This window comes from Pseudoxanthomonas composti, assembly GCF_004122095.1.
GTDB lineage: Bacteria > Pseudomonadota > Gammaproteobacteria > Xanthomonadales > Xanthomonadaceae > Pseudoxanthomonas_A > Pseudoxanthomonas_A composti.
Map to the genome: position 1 here is coordinate 167,890 of NZ_SAWZ01000002.1, position 17,371 is coordinate 185,260.

Annotated in this window: 14 protein-coding genes and 1 tRNA gene; 13 read left to right on the plus strand and 2 right to left on the minus strand. The window is 67.5% G+C overall.

Going from position 1 to position 17,371, the window contains the following annotated elements:
* Positions 1-128: 128 nt before the first annotated feature.
* The 12 genes from EPA99_RS04065 (at position 129) to EPA99_RS04120 (ending at position 13,815) form a co-directional block, all read left to right on the plus strand.
* The gene (locus tag EPA99_RS04065; RefSeq protein ID WP_129469918.1) at positions 129-1,133 is read left to right on the plus strand and encodes an N-acetylornithine carbamoyltransferase; all 1,005 of its coding nucleotides are present in this window, start codon (positions 129-131) and stop codon (positions 1,131-1,133) included.
* Between the two features lie 116 nt (positions 1,134-1,249).
* On the plus strand, positions 1,250-2,455 hold the full coding sequence (locus tag EPA99_RS04070) for an argininosuccinate synthase (RefSeq protein ID WP_129469919.1): 1,206 nt from the start codon (positions 1,250-1,252) through the stop codon (positions 2,453-2,455).
* 316 nt (positions 2,456-2,771) lie between these two features.
* Complete coding sequence (locus tag EPA99_RS04075) at positions 2,772-3,227, plus strand: GNAT family N-acetyltransferase (RefSeq protein ID WP_129469920.1); 456 nt, start codon at positions 2,772-2,774, stop codon at positions 3,225-3,227.
* Positions 3,228-3,305: 78 nt separating this feature from the next.
* Positions 3,306-4,400, plus strand: a complete 1,095-nt coding sequence (locus EPA99_RS04080) for an acetylornithine deacetylase (RefSeq protein ID WP_129469921.1) — start codon at positions 3,306-3,308, stop codon at positions 4,398-4,400.
* Between the two features lie 117 nt (positions 4,401-4,517).
* Positions 4,518-5,783, plus strand: a complete 1,266-nt coding sequence (locus tag EPA99_RS04085) for an acetylglutamate kinase (protein ID WP_241688282.1) — start codon at positions 4,518-4,520, stop codon at positions 5,781-5,783.
* Between the two features lies 1 nt (position 5,784).
* The gene (locus tag EPA99_RS04090; RefSeq protein ID WP_129469923.1) at positions 5,785-6,393 is read left to right on the plus strand and encodes a GNAT family N-acetyltransferase; all 609 of its coding nucleotides are present in this window, start codon (positions 5,785-5,787) and stop codon (positions 6,391-6,393) included.
* Positions 6,390-7,343: an N-acetyl-gamma-glutamyl-phosphate reductase gene (argC, locus tag EPA99_RS04095; RefSeq protein ID WP_129469924.1), complete on the plus strand. Its 954-nt coding sequence runs from the start codon at positions 6,390-6,392 to the stop codon at positions 7,341-7,343. The genes EPA99_RS04090 and argC overlap by 4 nt, the downstream gene beginning before the upstream one ends.
* 112 nt (positions 7,344-7,455) lie before the next feature.
* Positions 7,456-8,754: an argininosuccinate lyase gene (gene argH, locus EPA99_RS04100; RefSeq protein WP_129469925.1), complete on the plus strand. Its 1,299-nt coding sequence runs from the start codon at positions 7,456-7,458 to the stop codon at positions 8,752-8,754.
* A 185-nt stretch (positions 8,755-8,939) separates the two neighbouring features.
* Positions 8,940-9,197 (plus strand): YciI family protein, encoded by a 258-nt coding sequence (locus EPA99_RS04105; RefSeq protein WP_129469926.1) that lies wholly within the window; start codon positions 8,940-8,942, stop codon positions 9,195-9,197.
* 25 nt (positions 9,198-9,222) lie between these two features.
* On the plus strand, positions 9,223-10,380 hold the full coding sequence (gene proB / locus EPA99_RS04110; RefSeq protein ID WP_129469927.1) for a glutamate 5-kinase: 1,158 nt from the start codon (positions 9,223-9,225) through the stop codon (positions 10,378-10,380).
* Positions 10,381-10,513: 133 nt separating this feature from the next.
* Positions 10,514-11,779 (plus strand): glutamate-5-semialdehyde dehydrogenase, encoded by a 1,266-nt coding sequence (locus EPA99_RS04115; protein ID WP_129469928.1) that lies wholly within the window; start codon positions 10,514-10,516, stop codon positions 11,777-11,779.
* Positions 11,780-11,943: 164 nt separating this feature from the next.
* Positions 11,944-13,815: a CocE/NonD family hydrolase gene (locus EPA99_RS04120; protein ID WP_129470384.1), complete on the plus strand. Its 1,872-nt coding sequence runs from the start codon at positions 11,944-11,946 to the stop codon at positions 13,813-13,815.
* Between the two features lie 59 nt (positions 13,816-13,874).
* Here the strand turns inward: EPA99_RS04120 and EPA99_RS04125 are convergent, their stop codons facing one another.
* Positions 13,875-15,140 (minus strand): MFS transporter, encoded by a 1,266-nt coding sequence (locus tag EPA99_RS04125; RefSeq protein ID WP_129469929.1) that lies wholly within the window; start codon positions 15,138-15,140, stop codon positions 13,875-13,877.
* Positions 15,141-15,242: 102 nt separating this feature from the next.
* Positions 15,243-15,319: transfer RNA gene (locus EPA99_RS04130), tRNA-Pro, on the minus strand.
* 152 nt (positions 15,320-15,471) lie between these two features.
* Between EPA99_RS04130 and hisS the strand changes: the two genes are divergently transcribed.
* Positions 15,472-16,854: a histidine--tRNA ligase gene (gene hisS / locus EPA99_RS04135; protein WP_129469930.1), complete on the plus strand. Its 1,383-nt coding sequence runs from the start codon at positions 15,472-15,474 to the stop codon at positions 16,852-16,854.
* Positions 16,855-17,371 lie beyond the last annotated feature (517 nt).

The following is a 17,371-nucleotide window of genomic DNA, read 5'->3' on the forward strand; positions in this document are numbered from 1 at the left end:
ATCTGAAAACCCAGCCCCCCGGCTGGGTTTTTTCGTTTCCGCACTGAAGAAAAGTTTCAGCTGTAAAAGTTCCGCCGCATCCTCCCATTTCGCGCTCCTCGCGCACCCACGCTGCAAAGGACCCATCGATGTCTCTCAAGCACTTCCTGAACACCCAGGACTGGAGCCGCAACGAGCTGGACGCGCTGCTGACCCAGGCCGCACTGTTCAAGCGCAACAAGCTGGGAGATCAGCTCAAGGGCAAGTCGGTGGCGCTGGTGTTCTTCAACCCGTCCATGCGCACCCGCACCAGCTTCGAGCTGGGCACCTTCCAGTTGGGCGGCCACGCGGTGGTGCTGCAGCCGGGCAAGGACGCCTGGCCGATCGAGTTCGACCTGGGCACGGTGATGGACGGCGACACCGAGGAGCACATCGCCGAGGTGGCCAAGGTGCTGGGGCGCTATGCCGACCTGGTGGCGGTGCGGGCGTTCCCGAAGTTCGTGGACTGGCAGATCGATCGCCAGGATCGCGTGCTGCAGAGCTTCGCCAAGTACTGCCCGGTGCCGGTCATCAACATGGAGACCATCACCCATCCCTGCCAGGAACTGGCGCATGTGATGGCCCTGCAGGAGCATTTCGGCACCCAGGACCTGCGCGGCAAGAAGTACGTGCTGACCTGGACCTACCACCCCAAGCCGCTCAACACCGCCGTGGCCAACTCGGCCCTGACCATCGCCACCCGCATGGGCATGGACGTGACCCTGCTGTGCCCGACGCCCGAGTACATCCTCGATGAGCGCTACATGGGCTGGGCGCAGGACAACGTGGCCGAGAGCGGCGGCTCGCTGCAGGTCAGCCACGATATCGAGAGCGCCTACCGCGGCGCCGACGTGGTCTATGCCAAGAGCTGGGGCGCGTTGCCGTACTTCGGCAACTGGGGCCCGGAAAAGCCGATCCGCGACCAGTACAAGCACTTCATCGTCGACGAAGCCAAGATGGCCCTGACCAACAACGGCGTCTTCAGCCACTGCCTGCCGCTGCGTCGGAATGTCAAAGCGACCGACGCGGTCATGGATTCGCCCCAGTGCATCGCCATCGACGAGGCCGAGAACCGCCTGCATGTGCAGAAGGCGATCATGGCCGCCCTGATCTAGGAACGAGTGAATAGGAACGAGGAACGAGTGCCGTTTCCTCGCTCCACCGCGCAGTTCCTGCGACCCACACTCGTTTCTCGTTCCTCATCACTCGTTTCTCTCCATAAGGTCCCCAAATGAGTCAGACCAAAGACATCGTCCTCGCCTTCTCCGGCGGCCTGGACACCAGCTTCTGCGTGCCCTACCTGCAGGAGCGGGGCTACGCCGTGCACACCGTGTTCGCCGATACGGGCGGGGTGGACGACGAGGAGCGGGCCTTCATCGAGCAGCGCGCCGCCGAGCTGGGCGTGGCCAGCCACGTCACCGTCGATGGCGGCCCTGCCATCTGGGCCGGCTTCGTCAAGCCGTTCGTGTGGGCCGGCGAGGCCTACCAGGGCCAGTACCCGCTGCTGGTCTCGGACCGCTATCTGATCGTCGATGCCGCGCTCAAGCGCGCCGCCGAGCTGGGCACCAAGGCCATTGCCCACGGCTGCACCGGCATGGGCAACGACCAGGTGCGCTTCGACCTGGCGGTCAAGGCGCTGGGCGACTACGAGATCGTCGCGCCGATCCGCGAGATCCAGAAGGAGCACACCCAGACCCGCGCTTACGAGCAGAAGTATCTGGAAGAGCGCGGCTTCGGCGTGCGCGCCAAGCAGCAGGCCTACACCATCAACGAGAACCTGCTGGGCCTGACCATGTCCGGCGGCGAGATCGACAAGTGGGAAGCGCCGGGCGAGGGCGCCCGCGGCTGGTGCGCGCCGCGCGCCGAGTGGCCGCAAGCGCCGCTGTCGGTGACCTTGCGCTTCGTCGAGGGCGAGGCGGTGGCGCTGGATGGCGAAACGCTGGCCGGCGAGAAGATCCTGGCCAGGCTCAACAAGCTGTTCGCCCCCTACGGCGTGGGCCGCGGCGTCTACACCGGCGATACCGTAATCGGCCTGAAGGGCCGCATCGTCTACGAAGCCCCGGGCCTGATCTCGCTGCTGGCTGCGCACCGCGCGCTGGAGGATGCGGTGCTGACCAAGCAGCAGAACCGCTTCAAGCCGGAAGTGGCGCGCAAGTGGGTAGAGCTGGTCTACGAAGGCTTCTACCACGACCCGCTCAAGACCGACATCGAGGCCTTCCTCAAGTCCTCCCAGGCCAAGGTCAACGGCGAGGTGGTGCTGCGTACCGACGGTGGCCGCGTCGAGGCCGTGGCAGTGAGCTCGCCGCACATCCTCAACGCCAAGGGCGCCACCTACGCGCAGTCGGCCGACTGGGGCGTGGAGGAGGCGGAAGGGTTCATCAAGCTGTTCGGGATGAGCTCGACGCTGTATGCGCAAGTGAATGGTAGGAACGAGTGATTAGGAACGAGGAACGAGTGGGGCTGCTGGCATTGTCTGTTCCCCGCGACGCTCGTTTCTCGTCTTCTCCACGCGTTCCTCGCCCGAAAGTAGAAACGAGTGAGTAGAAACGAGGAACGAGTGGCATTGCCAGCACGGCCTGCTCTCGCGGCTCTCGTTCCTCGTTCCTCTCCACTCGTTCCTCGCCCGAAAGTAGAAACGTAGTGAGTAGAAGCGAGGAACGAGTGCCATTGCCAGCACGGCCTGCTCTCGCGGCTCTCGTTCCTCGTTCCTCGTTCCTCTCCACTCGTTCCTCGCTGCAACGCCATCCGCCCCCATGAACCCTCTCCACATCTCCACCGACCCAACCCACCTGGACCTGGACGTGATCCATGACTTCCTGCGCCAGGCCTATTGGTCGCGGGAGATTCCGCGCGAGACGGTGCAGCGGGCCATCGCCGGCTCGCTGTGCTTCGGGGGTTATGTGGACGGGGCGGGGCAGGTGGCGTTCGCGCGGGTCATCACCGATGGCGCCACCTTCGCCTACCTGGCCGATGTATTCGTGCTGGAAGACCAGCGCGGCAAGGGCTACAGCAAGCAGCTGATGCAGGCCGTCATGGCCCATCCGCAGCTGCAGGGCCTGCGCCGCTTCATGCTGGCGACCTGGGACGCGCACGGCCTGTACGCCCAGTTCGGTTTCCAGCCGGCCGCGCGCCCTGACCGACTGATGGAAAAGCTGGACATGGACGTTTACACCCGCAACGCCGCACCCCCCAGCGCATCGACACCCTGAGCCCAAGCCCGAGTTCCGGCTCTGCTGTCGCTCACTCCTCACTCCTCACTCCCCGCCCCACCACTCACTCCTTATCCCATGACGCCTTTGCTCGAAACCACGCTGACGCATCTGGAGAAGCTGGTGTCCTTCGACACCCGCAATCCCCCGCGTGCGCTGACCACCGGCGGCATCTTCGATTACCTGCGCCAGCAGCTGCCGGGCTTCCAGGTCGAGGTGATCGATCACGGCGCCGGGGCGATCAGCTTCTACGCGGTGCGCGGCAAGCCGAAGTACCTGTTCAATGTCCACCTGGACACGGTGCCGGACTCGCCGCACTGGAGCGCCGATCCGCATGTGATGCGCCGTGCAGCCGACCGGGTGGTGGGCCTGGGCGTGTGCGACATCAAGGGCGCGGCGGCCGCGCTCATCGCCGCGGCCAATGCCGGCGATGGCGATGCCGCCTTCCTGTTCTCCTCCGACGAGGAGGCCAACGACCCGCGCTGCATCGCCGCGTTCCTGGCCCGCGGTTTGCCCTACGAGGCGATCCTGGTGGCCGAGCCGACCATGGGCGAGGCGGTGCTGGCGCATCGTGGCATCAGCTCGGTGCTGATGAAGTTCGCCGGCCGCGCCGGCCACGCCTCGGGCAAGCAGGACCCCTCGGCCAGCGCGCTGCACCAGGCCATGCGCTGGGGCGGCAAGGCCTTGGATCATGTCGAATCGCTCAGCCATGCGCGCTTTGGCGGGCTGACCGGGCTGCGCTTCAACATCGGCCGGGTCGAGGGCGGCATCAAGGCCAATATGATCGCCCCGGCCGCCGAGCTGCGCTTCGGCTTCCGGCCGCTGCCGTCGATGGACATCGACGCGCTGCTGGCCACCTTCGCCGGCTTCGCCGAACCGGCCGCGGCGTACTTCGAGGAGACCTTCCGCGGCCCGAGCCTGCCGTCGGGCGACATCGCCCGCGCCGAGGAGCGGCGCCTGGCCGCGCGCGACGTGGCCGACGAACTGCATCTGCCCATCGGCAACGCCGTGGACTTCTGGACCGAGGCCTCGCTGTTCTCCGCCGGCGGCTACACCGCCCTGGTCTACGGCCCGGGCGACATCGCCCAGGCGCATACGGCCGATGAGTTCGTGACGCTGGAACAGCTGCAGCGCTACGCCGAATCGGTCCACCGCATCATCAACGGGCGTTGAGTCCGTCGTCCACGATTCGATTTCCGCCCGTCACTCTCAAGAGCTTTCCCGCACACCGTGAACATCCCCGTCACCAACGTCCAGACCCGCCAAACCATCGTGCGCCTGCTGTCCAGCATGGCCAGCGCCAAGGAGATCAGCCAGTACCTCAAGCGCTTCTCGCAGCTGGATGCCAAGCGCTTTGCGGTGGTGAAGGTCGGCGGCGCGGTGCTGCGCGATGAGCTGGAAGACCTGACCTCCTCGCTGACCTTCCTGCAGGAAGTGGGGCTGACGCCGATCGTGCTGCATGGCGCCGGCCCGCAGCTGGATGCCGAGCTTTCGGCCGCCGGCATCGTCAAGCAGACGGTCAATGGGCTGCGCGTGACCTCGCCAGAAGGCCTGGCGATCGTGCGCAAGGTGTTCCAGGCCTCCAACCTGAAGCTGGTGGAGGCCCTGCAGGCCGGTGGCGCGCGCGCCACCTCGATCACCGGTGGCGTGTTCGAGGCCGAGTACCTGGACCAGGACACCTACGGCCTGGTGGGTGAGGTCAGGGCGGTGAACCTGGCGCCGATCGAGGCCAGCCTGCAGGCCGGTTCGATCCCGGTGATCACCAGCCTGGGCGAAACGCCCTCGGGCCAGATCCTCAACATCAATGCCGACTTCGCCGCCAACGAGCTGGTGCGCGAGCTGCAGCCGTACAAGATCATCTTCCTCACCGGCACCGGTGGCCTGCTGGACGCGCAGGGCAAGGTGATCGACTCGATCAACCTGTCCACCGAGTACGACCACCTGATCCAGCAGCCCTGGATCCACGGCGGCATGAAGGTCAAGATCGAGCAGATCAAGGACCTGCTGGACAAGCTGCCGCTGGAGTCCTCGGTGTCCATCACCCGGCCCGCCGACCTGGCCAAGGAGCTGTTCACCCACAAGGGCTCGGGCACGCTGGTGCGTCGTGGCGAGCGGGTGCTGAAGGCGACCTCGTGGGAGCAGCTGGACCTGACGAAGCTGACCTCGCTGATCGAGTCCAGCTTCGGCCGCAAGCTGGTGCCCGACTACTACCAGCAGACCCAGCTGCTGCGCGCCTACGTCAGCGAGAACTACCGCACCGCCATCATCCTGACCGATGGCGATGGCATGGTGTACCTGGACAAGTTCGCCGTGTCCGACGATGCGCAGGGCGAAGGCCTGGGCCGCGCGGTATGGAACGTGATGCGCGAGGAAACCCCGCAGCTGTTCTGGCGCTCGCGCCATCACAACCAGATCAACATCTTCTACTACGCCGAATCCGACGGCTGCTTCAAGCAGGAGAAGTGGAAGGTGTTCTGGTACGGCATGGACGATTTTGCGCAGATCCAGCACTGCGTGTCCCACTGCGCCACGCGCCGGCCGACCCTGGAAGGCTGACATGGACGCGGCGATCGCCAACGCCTGGACCAGTGTGCCGACCCTGCGCGGCGAGCACGTCACCCTGGTGCCGCTCTCGCCCGCGCACGCGCAGGGCCTGCGCGAGGTCGTGGCCGACGGCGTGCTGCCCGCGCTGTGGTACACCGGCGTGCCCAAGGCCGAGGCCATCGATGATTTCATTGCCGCGGCCCTGGAGGACCAGGCCCAGGGACGCGCGCTGTGCTTCGTCGCGCTGGACGCACAGGGGGTGGTCGCCGGCTCCACGCGTTTCTACGACATCGACCGGGCCGTGCCGCGCCTGAGCATCGGCTACACCTGGTATGCGCCGCGGGTGCAGCGCACCGGCTTGAACACCCAGGCCAAGCGGCTGCTGCTGGGCCACGCCTTCGACACGCTGGGCTGCGAGGCGGTGGTGTTCGAAACCAGCTGGTTCAACCACGCCTCGCGCGCCGCCATCGCGCGGCTGGGCGCGCGCCAGGACGGCGTGCTGCGCGCGCACCGGCGCCATGCCGATGGCTCGCTGCGCGACACCGTCGTGTTCTCCATCCTTTCCCACGAATGGCCGGCTGTCAGGACCCACCTGCAGCATCGGCTGGACAAGCACGCATGACCTCAAAGACCTTCACCGTCGGCATCGTCGGCGCCCGCGGCCATACCGGCAGCGAGCTGATCAAGCTGATTTCGACCCACCCGCAACTGACGCTGGCATTCGTCTCCTCGCGCGAGCTGGACGGGCAGCCGGTCAGCGCGCACAACGCCGCCTATGCCGGCGAGCTGCGCTTCGAGAACCTGGACGCCGATGCGGTGGCCGCCAAGGGCGCCGATGCGGTGATCCTGGCGCTGCCCAATGGCAAGGCGCAGGCCTATGCCGAAGCGGTGAGCGCCGCGCGCGCCGATACGGTGCTGGTGGACCTCTCGGCCGATTACCGCTTCGAATCGAGCTGGTACTACGGACTGCCGGAGCTGACCCGTGGCCGGTACGCCGGCCAGAAGCACATCAGCAATCCGGGCTGCTACGCCACGGCGATGCAGCTGGCGATCGCGCCGCTGCTGGACCAGCTGGCCGGGCCGCCGCAGTGCTTTGGCGTGTCGGGTTATTCCGGTGCCGGCACCACGCCCTCGGACAAGAACGACCCGGCGCTGCTGGCCGACAACCTGATGCCGTACTCGCTGACCAACCACATGCACGAGCGCGAGGTCTCCGCGCAGCTGGGCGTGCCGGTGGAGTTCATGCCGCACGTGGCACCGCATTTCCGCGGCATCACCATGACGGTGAACCTGTGGCTGCAGCAGCCGATGAGCCGCGAGGCGATCAAGGACCTGTACCAGGCACGCTATGCCGACGAGCCGCTGATCGAGGTGGTCGACGATGCACCCTGGGTCAGCCGGATCGCCGGCCGGCACGGCGTGCAGATCGGCGCCTTCACCGTGGCCCCGGGCGGCAAGCGCGTGGTGGTGGTGGCGACCCTGGACAACCTGCTCAAGGGCGCGGCCACCCAGGCCATGCAGAACCTCAACCTGGCGCTCGGGCTGCCCGAGCTGACTTCGATTCCTGTTTGAATCAGCGGGACCGGGGACCGGGGACCGGGGACCCGGGAAAAGCCGGAGCGTCAGCTCTTGCTCTTCCCGGGTCCCGGGTCCCTGGTCCCCGGTCCCGCAACAAGGACCCGCAATGACCAACCTGTTGTGGCAAAAACCCGGTGTCCAAGTCGACGCCAAGATCCAGACCTTCCTGGCTGGCGATGACGTCATCCTGGACCGCGAGTTCTTCCTGTACGACATCGCCGCCAGCAAGGCCCACGCGCAGGGGCTGCAGCACATCGGCATCCTCTCGCTGTCCGAGCTGGGCAACCTGAGCGAGCAGCTGGATCAGCTGGCCGAGGATTTCCGCAGTGGCGCCTTCGTGCTGGACGAACAGTACGAGGATTGCCATTCGGCTATCGAGGCGCGCCTGACCGAGCGCCTGGGCGATGCCGGCCGCAAGATCCACACCGGCCGCAGCCGCAACGACCAGATCCTGGTGGCCACGCGGCTGTGGCTGAAGGACAAGCTGCTGCGCGTGGCCGCGCTGAGCCGGGAGGTGGCCAAGGTCGCGCTGGACCGCGCCGAAGCCGAAAAGGACCTGCCGATCCCGGGCTATACCCACATCCAGCGCGCCGTGGTCTCCTCGGCAGGCATGTGGTGGGCCGGCTGGGCCGAGGCCTTCATCGACAACGCCACCCGCGCCATGGACACCTTCCGGCTGGTGGATACCAATCCACTGGGCACGGCGGCCGGCTATGGCGTCAACCTCAAGCTGGACCGCGAGCACACCACCGCCGAGCTCGGCTTCGCCCGCCTGCAGGTTTCGCCGATCTACGCGCAGCTCTCGCGCGGCAAGTTCGAGCTTGCCGCGCTGGAAGCCCTCGGCGGGGCCACCCTGGACCTGCGTCGCATCGCCTGGGACCTGTCGCTGTTCACCAGCGGCGAATTCGGTTTCGTCGCGCTGCCGGCGCAGTACACCACCGGCAGCTCGATCATGCCCAACAAGCGCAACCCGGACGTGATCGAGCTGATGCGCGCCACCCACGCCAGCGTGGCCGCGGCCAAGACCGAGATCGAGCAGCTGCTGTCGCTGCCCTCGGGCTATCACCGCGACCTGCAGGGCTCCAAGGGCGCGATCTTCCACGGCTTCGGCCGCGGCCTGCCGGCGCTGGAACTGCTGCCGGCGCTGCTGGCCAACCTGGAGTGGCGCGAGGAGCGCATCCGCGCCGCCATCGACTCGGGCATGTACGCCACCGACGTGGCCGTGGAGGCGTCCGTGGCGGGTGTGCCGTTCCGTGAGGCCTACAAGGCGGCTGCCGCCAGCGCGGACACTGCCGGGCAGGGACGCACGCCGGAAGGCAGCCTGGCCGCGCGTGTCTCGCCTGGTGCGGCGGCAGACCTGCAGTTGGAGGTGTTGCGGGCGCGGTGGGAGGCGTTGGCGGGTTGAGTCGTTCGTTGCACTTGCTGTCATCGTGACGGCAACGGCAACGGCAACGGCAACGGCGCAGGCCCAGGCGCGGCAGCAATCGAGTCCGGGCCGTCGTTGGTTGAATGTCTTCCCGCCTCGGCGGAATCCAGTGCGCCACGCGATGAGGTCCATCGCGTGGGCCGCACGTAACAGGAGGAACTGGCATGAAGCTTTATCTGGTGATGGCCCTGCGCAAGCCCGATTTCCCGGCCGATGTGATCGGGCCGCACAAGGACTGGCTGATCAACCTCAAGATCGAGGGGCAGCTTCACATGGCCGGCGGTTTCAGCGACGGCAGCGGCGGTGCCTATGTGCTGAAGAATCTGGATAGTCTCAAGCAGGCCCGCGCGCTGGTGGCCACCGACCCGCTGGCGCTGCGCGATGCTTCCGAGTTGACCGTCCACGAGTGGGTCACGCCCTAGTTTTCTCCCATTGCCCGAAGGTTCCATGAGCGCTCCCACCCCCACCGCGCCGTCTCCCTTCACCGAACAGGCCATGCCGTCCTGGCGGCGCGCCGTGCTCAAGGTCGGCAGCAGCCTGCTGGCGGCCGATGGCGGCGGGCTGAGCCCGCGCTTCGCGCTGGGCCTGGCGCAGTTCGTGTCGGCCCACGTGCAGGCCGGGCGCGAGGTGGTGATCGTCTCGTCCGGCGCCGTCGCGGCTGGGCGCGCCATCGTGCCGAGAGCGGCCGAAGCCGGTGCGGCCATGGCGGCGCGACAGGCGCTGGCGGCGCTGGGGCAGGCGCAGCTGATCGCCCTGTGGCAACGCTTCTTCGAGCGACCGGTGGCGCAGGTGTTGCTGACCCACGACGACCTGCGCAACCGCCGCCGCTACCTCAACGCGCGCGCCACCTTGCTGGAACTGCTGCGCCTGGGTGCGCTGCCGGTGGTCAACGAGAACGACACCGTGTCGGTGGACGAGCTCAAGCTGGGCGACAACGACAACCTGGCGGCCATCGTGGCGGCACTGGTGGATGCCGATGCCTTGTTCATCGCCACCGATATCGATGGCCTGTACACCGCCGACCCGCGCAGCAACCCGCACGCGCGTGCGTTGGATGAGGTGACCGAGCTGACGCCGGAAGTCTTCGCCATGGCCGGTGGCAGCGGCAGCAGCGTCGGCACCGGCGGCATGCGCACCAAGCTGGAGGCCGCTTCCAAGGCTGGCGCGGCCGGCGTGGAGACCTATCTGTTCAACGGCCGCAGTGCCGAGGTCGTGCGCGGCCTGGCGCAGGACCGCCTGCGCGGCACCCGCATCCATGCCGCCCAGACCCGGATCGCCGCGCGCAAGTCCTGGCTGCGCCACGCCCCAGTGGAGCCCGGGGCGATCGTGGTCGATGCCGGCGCGGCGCGGGCGCTGGCCGACAAGGGCGCCTCGCTGCTGCCCGGCGGGGTCGTCGCGGCCGAAGGCGATTTCCGCCGCGGCGACACGGTGGAGATCTGGCTGCGCGAGGACAGCGGACAGCGGCGCCTGGCGCGCGGCATCAGCCAGTACTCGGCGCTGGACATCCGCCGCATCGCGCGCCGGCATTCGCGCGACATCGAGTCCGTCCTGGGCTACAACTACGGCGAGAACGTGGTGCATCGCGATGATCTGGTGCTGCTGTGAAGCCTGTTGCAGGAACCACATGTGGGAGGGGCTTTAGCCGCGAAGGGGCTTTACCCGGAAAGCCTCTTCGCGGCTAAAGCCGCTCCCACAACGGCTCCGCATCTTTCTCTTCTGTGTTCAAAGAGTCCCTGTCATGACCGACGACATCAAGCGCCTGGCCCTGGCCTGCAAAGAGGCGGCCCAGCCCCTGTCCCAGCTGTCCTCGCAGGCCAAGGCCGATTTGCTTCAGGCCATGGCCGCGGCGCTGGAAGCCGACGGTGCCGCCATCCTGGCCGCCAATGCCCAGGACCTGCAGGCCGCGCGCGAGGGCGGCCTCGGCAGCGCCATGCTCGACCGGCTGCTGCTGGACGACAAGCGCCTGGCCGGCATGGCCGCCGCTCTGCGCGAGGTCGCCTCGCTGCCCGATCCGGTGGGGCAGGTGACCCGCGAGGAGGTCCGTCCCAACGGCATCCGCGTGCGCAAGGTGCGGGTGCCGCTGGGGGTGATCGCGATGATCTACGAGGCGCGGCCGAACGTGACCGCCGACGCGGCGGCGCTGTGCATCAAGGCCGGCAACGGCGTGATCCTGCGCGGGGGCAAGGAGGCGATTCATTCCAACACCGCCATCGCCGCCTCGCTGCGGCGCGCCCTGCGCCAGGCCGGCCTGCCCGAGGCCGCCATGACCCTGGTCACCGACCTGCGCCGCGAGACCATGCTGGAACTGCTGCAGCTCAACGACATCGTCGACCTGGCCATCCCGCGCGGCGGCGAAGGCCTGATCCGCTTCGTGGCCGAGCACGCCCGCGTGCCGGTGATCAAGCACTACAAGGGCGTGTGCCATCTGTATGTCGATGCCGACGCCGACCTGGACCTGGCGGTCAAGCTGGTCGTGGACGGCAAGGTCTCCCGCCCCAGCGCCTGCAATGCGCTGGAAACGCTGCTGGTGCATCAGGACATCGCCGGCGCCTTTCTGCCGCTGGCGGCCAAGGCCTTGCTGGCGCGCGGCGTGGAGCTACGTGGCGATGAGGCCTGCCGCGTGCTGGTGGCCGAAGCCAAGCCGGCCACCGACGAGGACTACGCCGCCGAATTCCTGGACCTGGTGCTGGCCGTGCGCGTGGTGCCGGACATGGCCTCGGCCATCGATCACATCCGCCACTACGGCTCGGACCACACCGAGGTCATCGCCACCCGCAACGACGCCCATGCCGCTACCTTCATCCAGTCACTGCGCGCGGCGGTGGTGATGGTCAATGCGTCCTCGCGCTTTTCCGACGGTGGCGAGCTGGGCCTGGGCGCGGAGATCGGCATCTCCACCACGCGCCTGCATTCCTATGGCCCGATGGGCCTGGAAGCGCTGACAGTGGAGCGCTTCGTAGTGGAAGGGGCAGGGCAGACGCGCGTGCCGATCGCGATCGATTGAGTCGGCCTAGTGGCGCTTGGGATGGGCGCTTGGGGCAGGTGCTCTATGCCATCAGTCACGGTGCCTTGTGGGACGGGGCGACCCTAAACTGTCCGTTCAGTCATCTTGCCTGGAGCCACACCATGCGTATCGCCGCGCTGCGTCCGACCCTGCTGTCCCTGCTCATGGCCGCCGCGCTGCCCGGGTTGGCGCAGACCTCGCCGATGACGCCGGACGTCACCGGCAAGCCCTTCGTGGCGCCGGATGCGGCCAACGACTACATCAAGCGCGAGGTGGAGATCCCCATGCGCGATGGCGTCAAGCTGCACACCGTCATCGTCATTCCCAAGGCCGCGACCGCCGCGCCGATCCTGCTCACGCGCACCCCGTACAACGCCGATGGCCGCGCTTCGCGGATGGAATCGCCGCGCATGCTGGACATCCTGCCGCAGGGCGACGAGCAGTTCGTGCAGGCCGGCTACATCCGCGTGTTCCAGGACGTGCGCGGCAAGTACGGCTCGCAGGGCGACTACGTGATGACCCGGCCGCTGCGCGGCCCCCTGAACGACACCAAGGTCGACCACGCCACCGACGCCTGGGACACCATCGACTGGCTGGTGAAGAACCTCAAGCAGTCCAACGGCAAGGTCGGCATGATCGGCTCGTCCTACGAAGGCTTCACCGTGGTGATGGCGCTGACCAACCCGCACCCGGCCTTGAAGGTCGCCGCCCCGGAAAGCCCGATGATCGATGGCTGGATGGGCGATGACTGGCTCAACTATGGCGCCTTCCGCCAGATCAACTTCGGCTACTTCACCGGCCAGCTGACCAAGCGCGGCAAGGGCGCGGAAATCCCCAGCGTCGGCTACGACGACTACACCACCTTCCTGCGCGGCTCGGCCGGCGACTACGCCAAGGCCAGCGGCGTGGACCAGCTGCCATGGTGGCGCAAGCTCACCGAGCATCCGGCCTACGACAGCTTCTGGCAGGAGCAGGCGCTGGACAAGGTGATGGCCAAGACGCCGCTGAAGGTGCCGACCATGTGGCTGCAGGGGCTGTGGGACCAGGAGGACATGTGGGGCGCGATCCACAGTTACGAGGCGATGGAGCCGCGCGACACCGGCAACACGCTCAACTACCTGGTGATGGGGCCGTGGCGCCACAGCCAGGTCAACTACAACGGCAGCGAGCTGGGCGCGTTGAAGTTCGACGGCGATACCGCCTTGCAGTTCCGGCGCGACGTGCTGCTGCCGTTCTTCAACCAGTACCTGCTCGATGGCGCACCCAAGGCCGATACGCCGCCGGTGTTCATCTACGACACCGGCAAGACCCGGTGGGACCGCCTGGCATCCTGGCCGCAGAGCTGCGGCGAGGGTTGCGCGGCCAAGCCCAGGCCGCTCTACCTGCAGGCCGGCGGCAAGCTCGGCTTCCAGGCGCCGGCCGAGGGCGGCGCGGGGTATGACGAGTACGTCTCCGACCCGGCCAAGCCGGTGCCGTTCGTGCCGCGTCCGGTGCATTTCGGCGACCGCGACATGTGGACCACCTGGCTGGTGAAGGACCAGCGTTTCGTCGATGGTCGCCCCGACGTGCTGACCTTCGTGACCGAGCCGCTGACCGAACCGCTGTCCATTGCCGGCGCCCCCGAAGTGCACCTGCAGGCCTCCACCACCGGTAGCGACAGCGACTGGGTGGTCAAGCTGATCGATGTCTACCCCGAGACCGTGGCCTCATCCCCGCAGATGGGCGGCTACGAGTTGCCGGTGTCGCTGGCGATCTTCCGCGGCCGCTATCGCGAAAGCTTCGCCGAGCCCAAGGCCATCGCCCCCAACACGCCGCTGGAGTACCGGTTCGGCCTGCCCACGGCCAACCACACCTTCCTGCCCGGCCATCGGGTGATGGTGCAGGTGCAGTCCAGCCTGTTCCCGCTGTACGACCGCAACCCGCAGACCTTCGTGCCCAACATCTATCTGGCCAAGCCTGGCGACTACCAGAAGGCGACCCAGCGCATCTGGCACAGCCCGCAGGCGGCCAGCTACATCAGCCTGCCAGTGAAGTAGGTGGAAGGGAAAAACGGCCGCATCAGCGGCCGTTTCTCTTCATGCGTGTTGGGGGGTACTCACCGCAACCAGTGGTCTTCCAGCACCTGCGGCTTGCAGGCGAACCATGCCCCGGCCAGCAACACGCCGATGCAGGCGGTCAGGAAGGCGAACGGCAGTTCCCAGCCGCCACTGGCCTCATGCAGCACGCCGAACAGCAGCGGCCCCAGGCAGCTGACGGTATAGCCCACGCCCTGCATGAAGCCGGACAGCGCCGCCGAAGCAGCCTGCGTGCGCGTGCGCAGGTTGATCAGCGTCAGCGTCAGCGGGAAGGTGCTCGGCCCCATGCCGAGCAAGGCGACCCACAGCACCGGCGCGCGCATCGGCGCCCACAGCAGGCCGATGAAGGACGCGGCATAGAACAGCGCGCAGAGCAGCACGATGGGGTAGGGGTTGCGCACGCGCACGGCGATCAGCGGCATGCACAGCGCGCCCACCAGGCCCAGCGCCGAGAACAGCGCCACCATGGTGCCGGCGAAGGTCGGGGTGGCGCCGGCCTCGGTCAACAGCCGCGGCAGCCAGGTGAACATCGCATAGGTGTTGAGCGAGGTCATGCCGAACATCAAGGCCATGCCCCAGCCCAGCCTGGTGCGCCACACCTTGCCTGGCGCGTCGATGACCTCGGGCATTTCCGGGGCCGGATCGCCCTGCTGCACGGCCTTGTCGTGCAGGTTGGCCAGGGTGGAGGTCGCACGTTTTTCCACGCGTCGCACCGACCACCACAGGGCCGCGGCCGCGGCAGCCGTCAGTGTCCAGGTGCCCAGCGAGACGCGCCAACCCGCGGCTTGCGCCACCGGTACGGCCAGCAGCGCCGGCAGCAAGGTGCCGATCTGCAGGATGGTGATGTAGGCACTGCTGACCGTGCCGACACGGTCGGGAAAGTAGCGCTTGACCAGCGGCGGCAACACCACGTTGCCCATGCCCATGCCGGCCAGGGAGATCGCCGAGGCCACCAGCAGGCTGACCGGTCCCAGGGCGAAGGAGCGCAGCAGCAACCCCACCATGGCCAGCAGCATGGCCAGGTGGGCGGTGCGTTCCAGGCCCAGGCGATGGACGATGCGCGGCGTGGCCACGCCGAAGGCGGCGAAAGCCGCGGTAGGCACCATGCCCAGCACGCCGGCGAAGCTCGCACCGAAATCGAACACCTTGCCCAGCACGTCCAGCAATGGCGTCAGCGAGGTCACCGCGGTGCGCAGGTTGAAGGCCGAGGCCAGGATGCTGCCCAGGACCAGCAGGCGTCCGCGCCAAGGCGCGCGGGTCACGGGCAAGGGGGCGGTGGGGGGCATCGGCACACCATGTCAGGCAAGCGCCGGCCGGGAGCGACGCGGGAAGAAGGAAAACAAAAAAGCCGGCACGGGGCCGGCTTCTTCATGTGTTGCTTGACCTTTTGGTCGGGGAGACAGGATTCGAACCTGCGACCTCTACGTCCCGAACGTAGCGCTCTACCAGACTGAGCTACACCCCGAAGGAGCCGCGTATTCTAGGCATGCATCGGCGCTTGGGCAAGCGGAATTTTTCAGCGCGGCGAAAAACGCGATGACAGCAGGCTTTGCGGGGTGCCCACGGGGCGGGCTCGGCTAGAATGAGCGGCCCCACCGCACGTTCGGAGTCACCCGCTTGATCAAGCCGCGCACGCCGCCTGGTGTCATGGAGCTGCTGCCCCGTGACCAGATCGCCTTCCAGCGCATGCTGGACACGATCCGCCGCAATTACGAGCGTTTCGGCTTCCTGCCGGTGGAGACGCCGGTGTTCGAGCTGTCCGAGGTGCTGCTGACCAAGTCCGGCGGCGAGACCGAGCGCCAGGTGTATTTCGCCCAGTCCACCGGCGCCCTGGCCCAGGCCAACGAGGGCCTGCCCGAGCTGGCGCTGCGCTTCGACCTGACCGTGCCGCTGGCGCGTTACGTGGCCGAGCACGAGCACGAGCTGGCCTTTCCGTTCCGCCGCTACCAGATGCAGCGCGTGTATCGCGGCGAGCGCGCCCAGCGCGGCCGTTTCCGCGAGTTCTACCAGTGCGACATCGATGTGATCGGCAAGGATGCGCTGAGCATCCGTTTCGATGCCGAGATCCTGGCGGTGATCCACGCGGTGTTCTCCGAGCTGCAGATCGGCGATTTCACCGTGCAGCTCAACAACCGCAAGCTGATGCGCGGGTTCTTCGAGAACCTGGGCGTGGCCGATGGCGAGCAGCAGATGCTGGTGCTGCGGGAGGTCGACAAGCTGGACAAGCGCGGCCCGGACTACGTTCGCGAGACGCTCACGGGCGAGGCCTTTGGCCTGTCCGAGGCGGTGGTGGAGCAGATCCTGGCCTTTGTCGCCGTGCGCTCCAACGGCCACGACGACGCGCTGGCGCAGCTGGACAAGCTGGGGCAGGGCAGCGAGGTGTTCAACGAAGGCATCGCCGAGCTGCGCGAGGTGCTGACCCTGGTCAAGGCCCTGGGCGTGCCGCAGGGTGCGTACTGCCTGAACTTCTCCATCGCCCGCGGCCTGGACTACTACACCGGCACGGTCTACGAGACCCAGCTGGATGCGTATCCGCAGATCGGCTCGATCTGCTCGGGCGGGCGCTACGAGAACCTAGCCAGCCACTACAGCAAGTCCAAGCTGCCCGGCGTTGGCATTTCGATCGGGCTGACGCGCCTGTTCTGGCAGCTGCGCGAGGCTGGGCTGATCGTGGAGGCCGACGTCAGCAGCGTGCAGGCGCTGGTGGCGCTGATGGACGAGGCACAGTTGCCCGAATCGCTGGACATCGCCCAGCGCCTGCGCGCCGGTGGCATCAATACCGAAGTGCAGATGGAGCCGAAGAAGATCGGCAAGCAGTTCCAGTACGCCTCGCGCGCCGGCATCCGCTTCGTGGCCCTGGCCGGCGAGGACGAGCTGGCCCGCGGCGTGGTCACGGTGAAGGATCTGGTGCGCGAACTGCAGTTCGAGGTCCCGCGCGAGGAACTGGCCAGCACCCTGCGCGTGGAGCTGGCCCAGGTCAGCGCCCTGGCAGGGCGCTGACCGCGCAGAGGATGCGTGGCAGCGGGCGCTGTTGAACGCCGCAGCCCCAGCTGGCATATGGCAATTAGCGGCGACAAGCCCGCAAGCTTTGGCGGCGGAGATCGAGGGAACGGTGCCGTGGCGCACTGTTCTCTGCTCGAAGCAGCGCCCTACGCGAGCGACTATCGAAGTGACCAACGCCGCTCCCGCACCTGGGAGAGGCAGGGAACCAGGCGGCAATTTCGTAGGGTGGATGACGCTCCTCCATCCACCGTCGCGGAGTCGGGCGACGCGCTCATGTCGGAACCCCACGCTCCGCCGCCGCAGGCCCTGGTGGACAAGCTTCGCGTTGTCCACCCTACGTAGGGTGGATGACGCTTCTCCATCCACCACCACGGAACGGCCAACGCGCTCATGTCGGCACCTCATGCTCCGCCGCCGCAGGCCCTGGTGGACAAGCTCCGCCTTGTCCACCCTACGTAGGGTGGATGGCGCTCCTCCATCCACCGCCGCCGCGGAACGAGCACCGCGGTCTTGA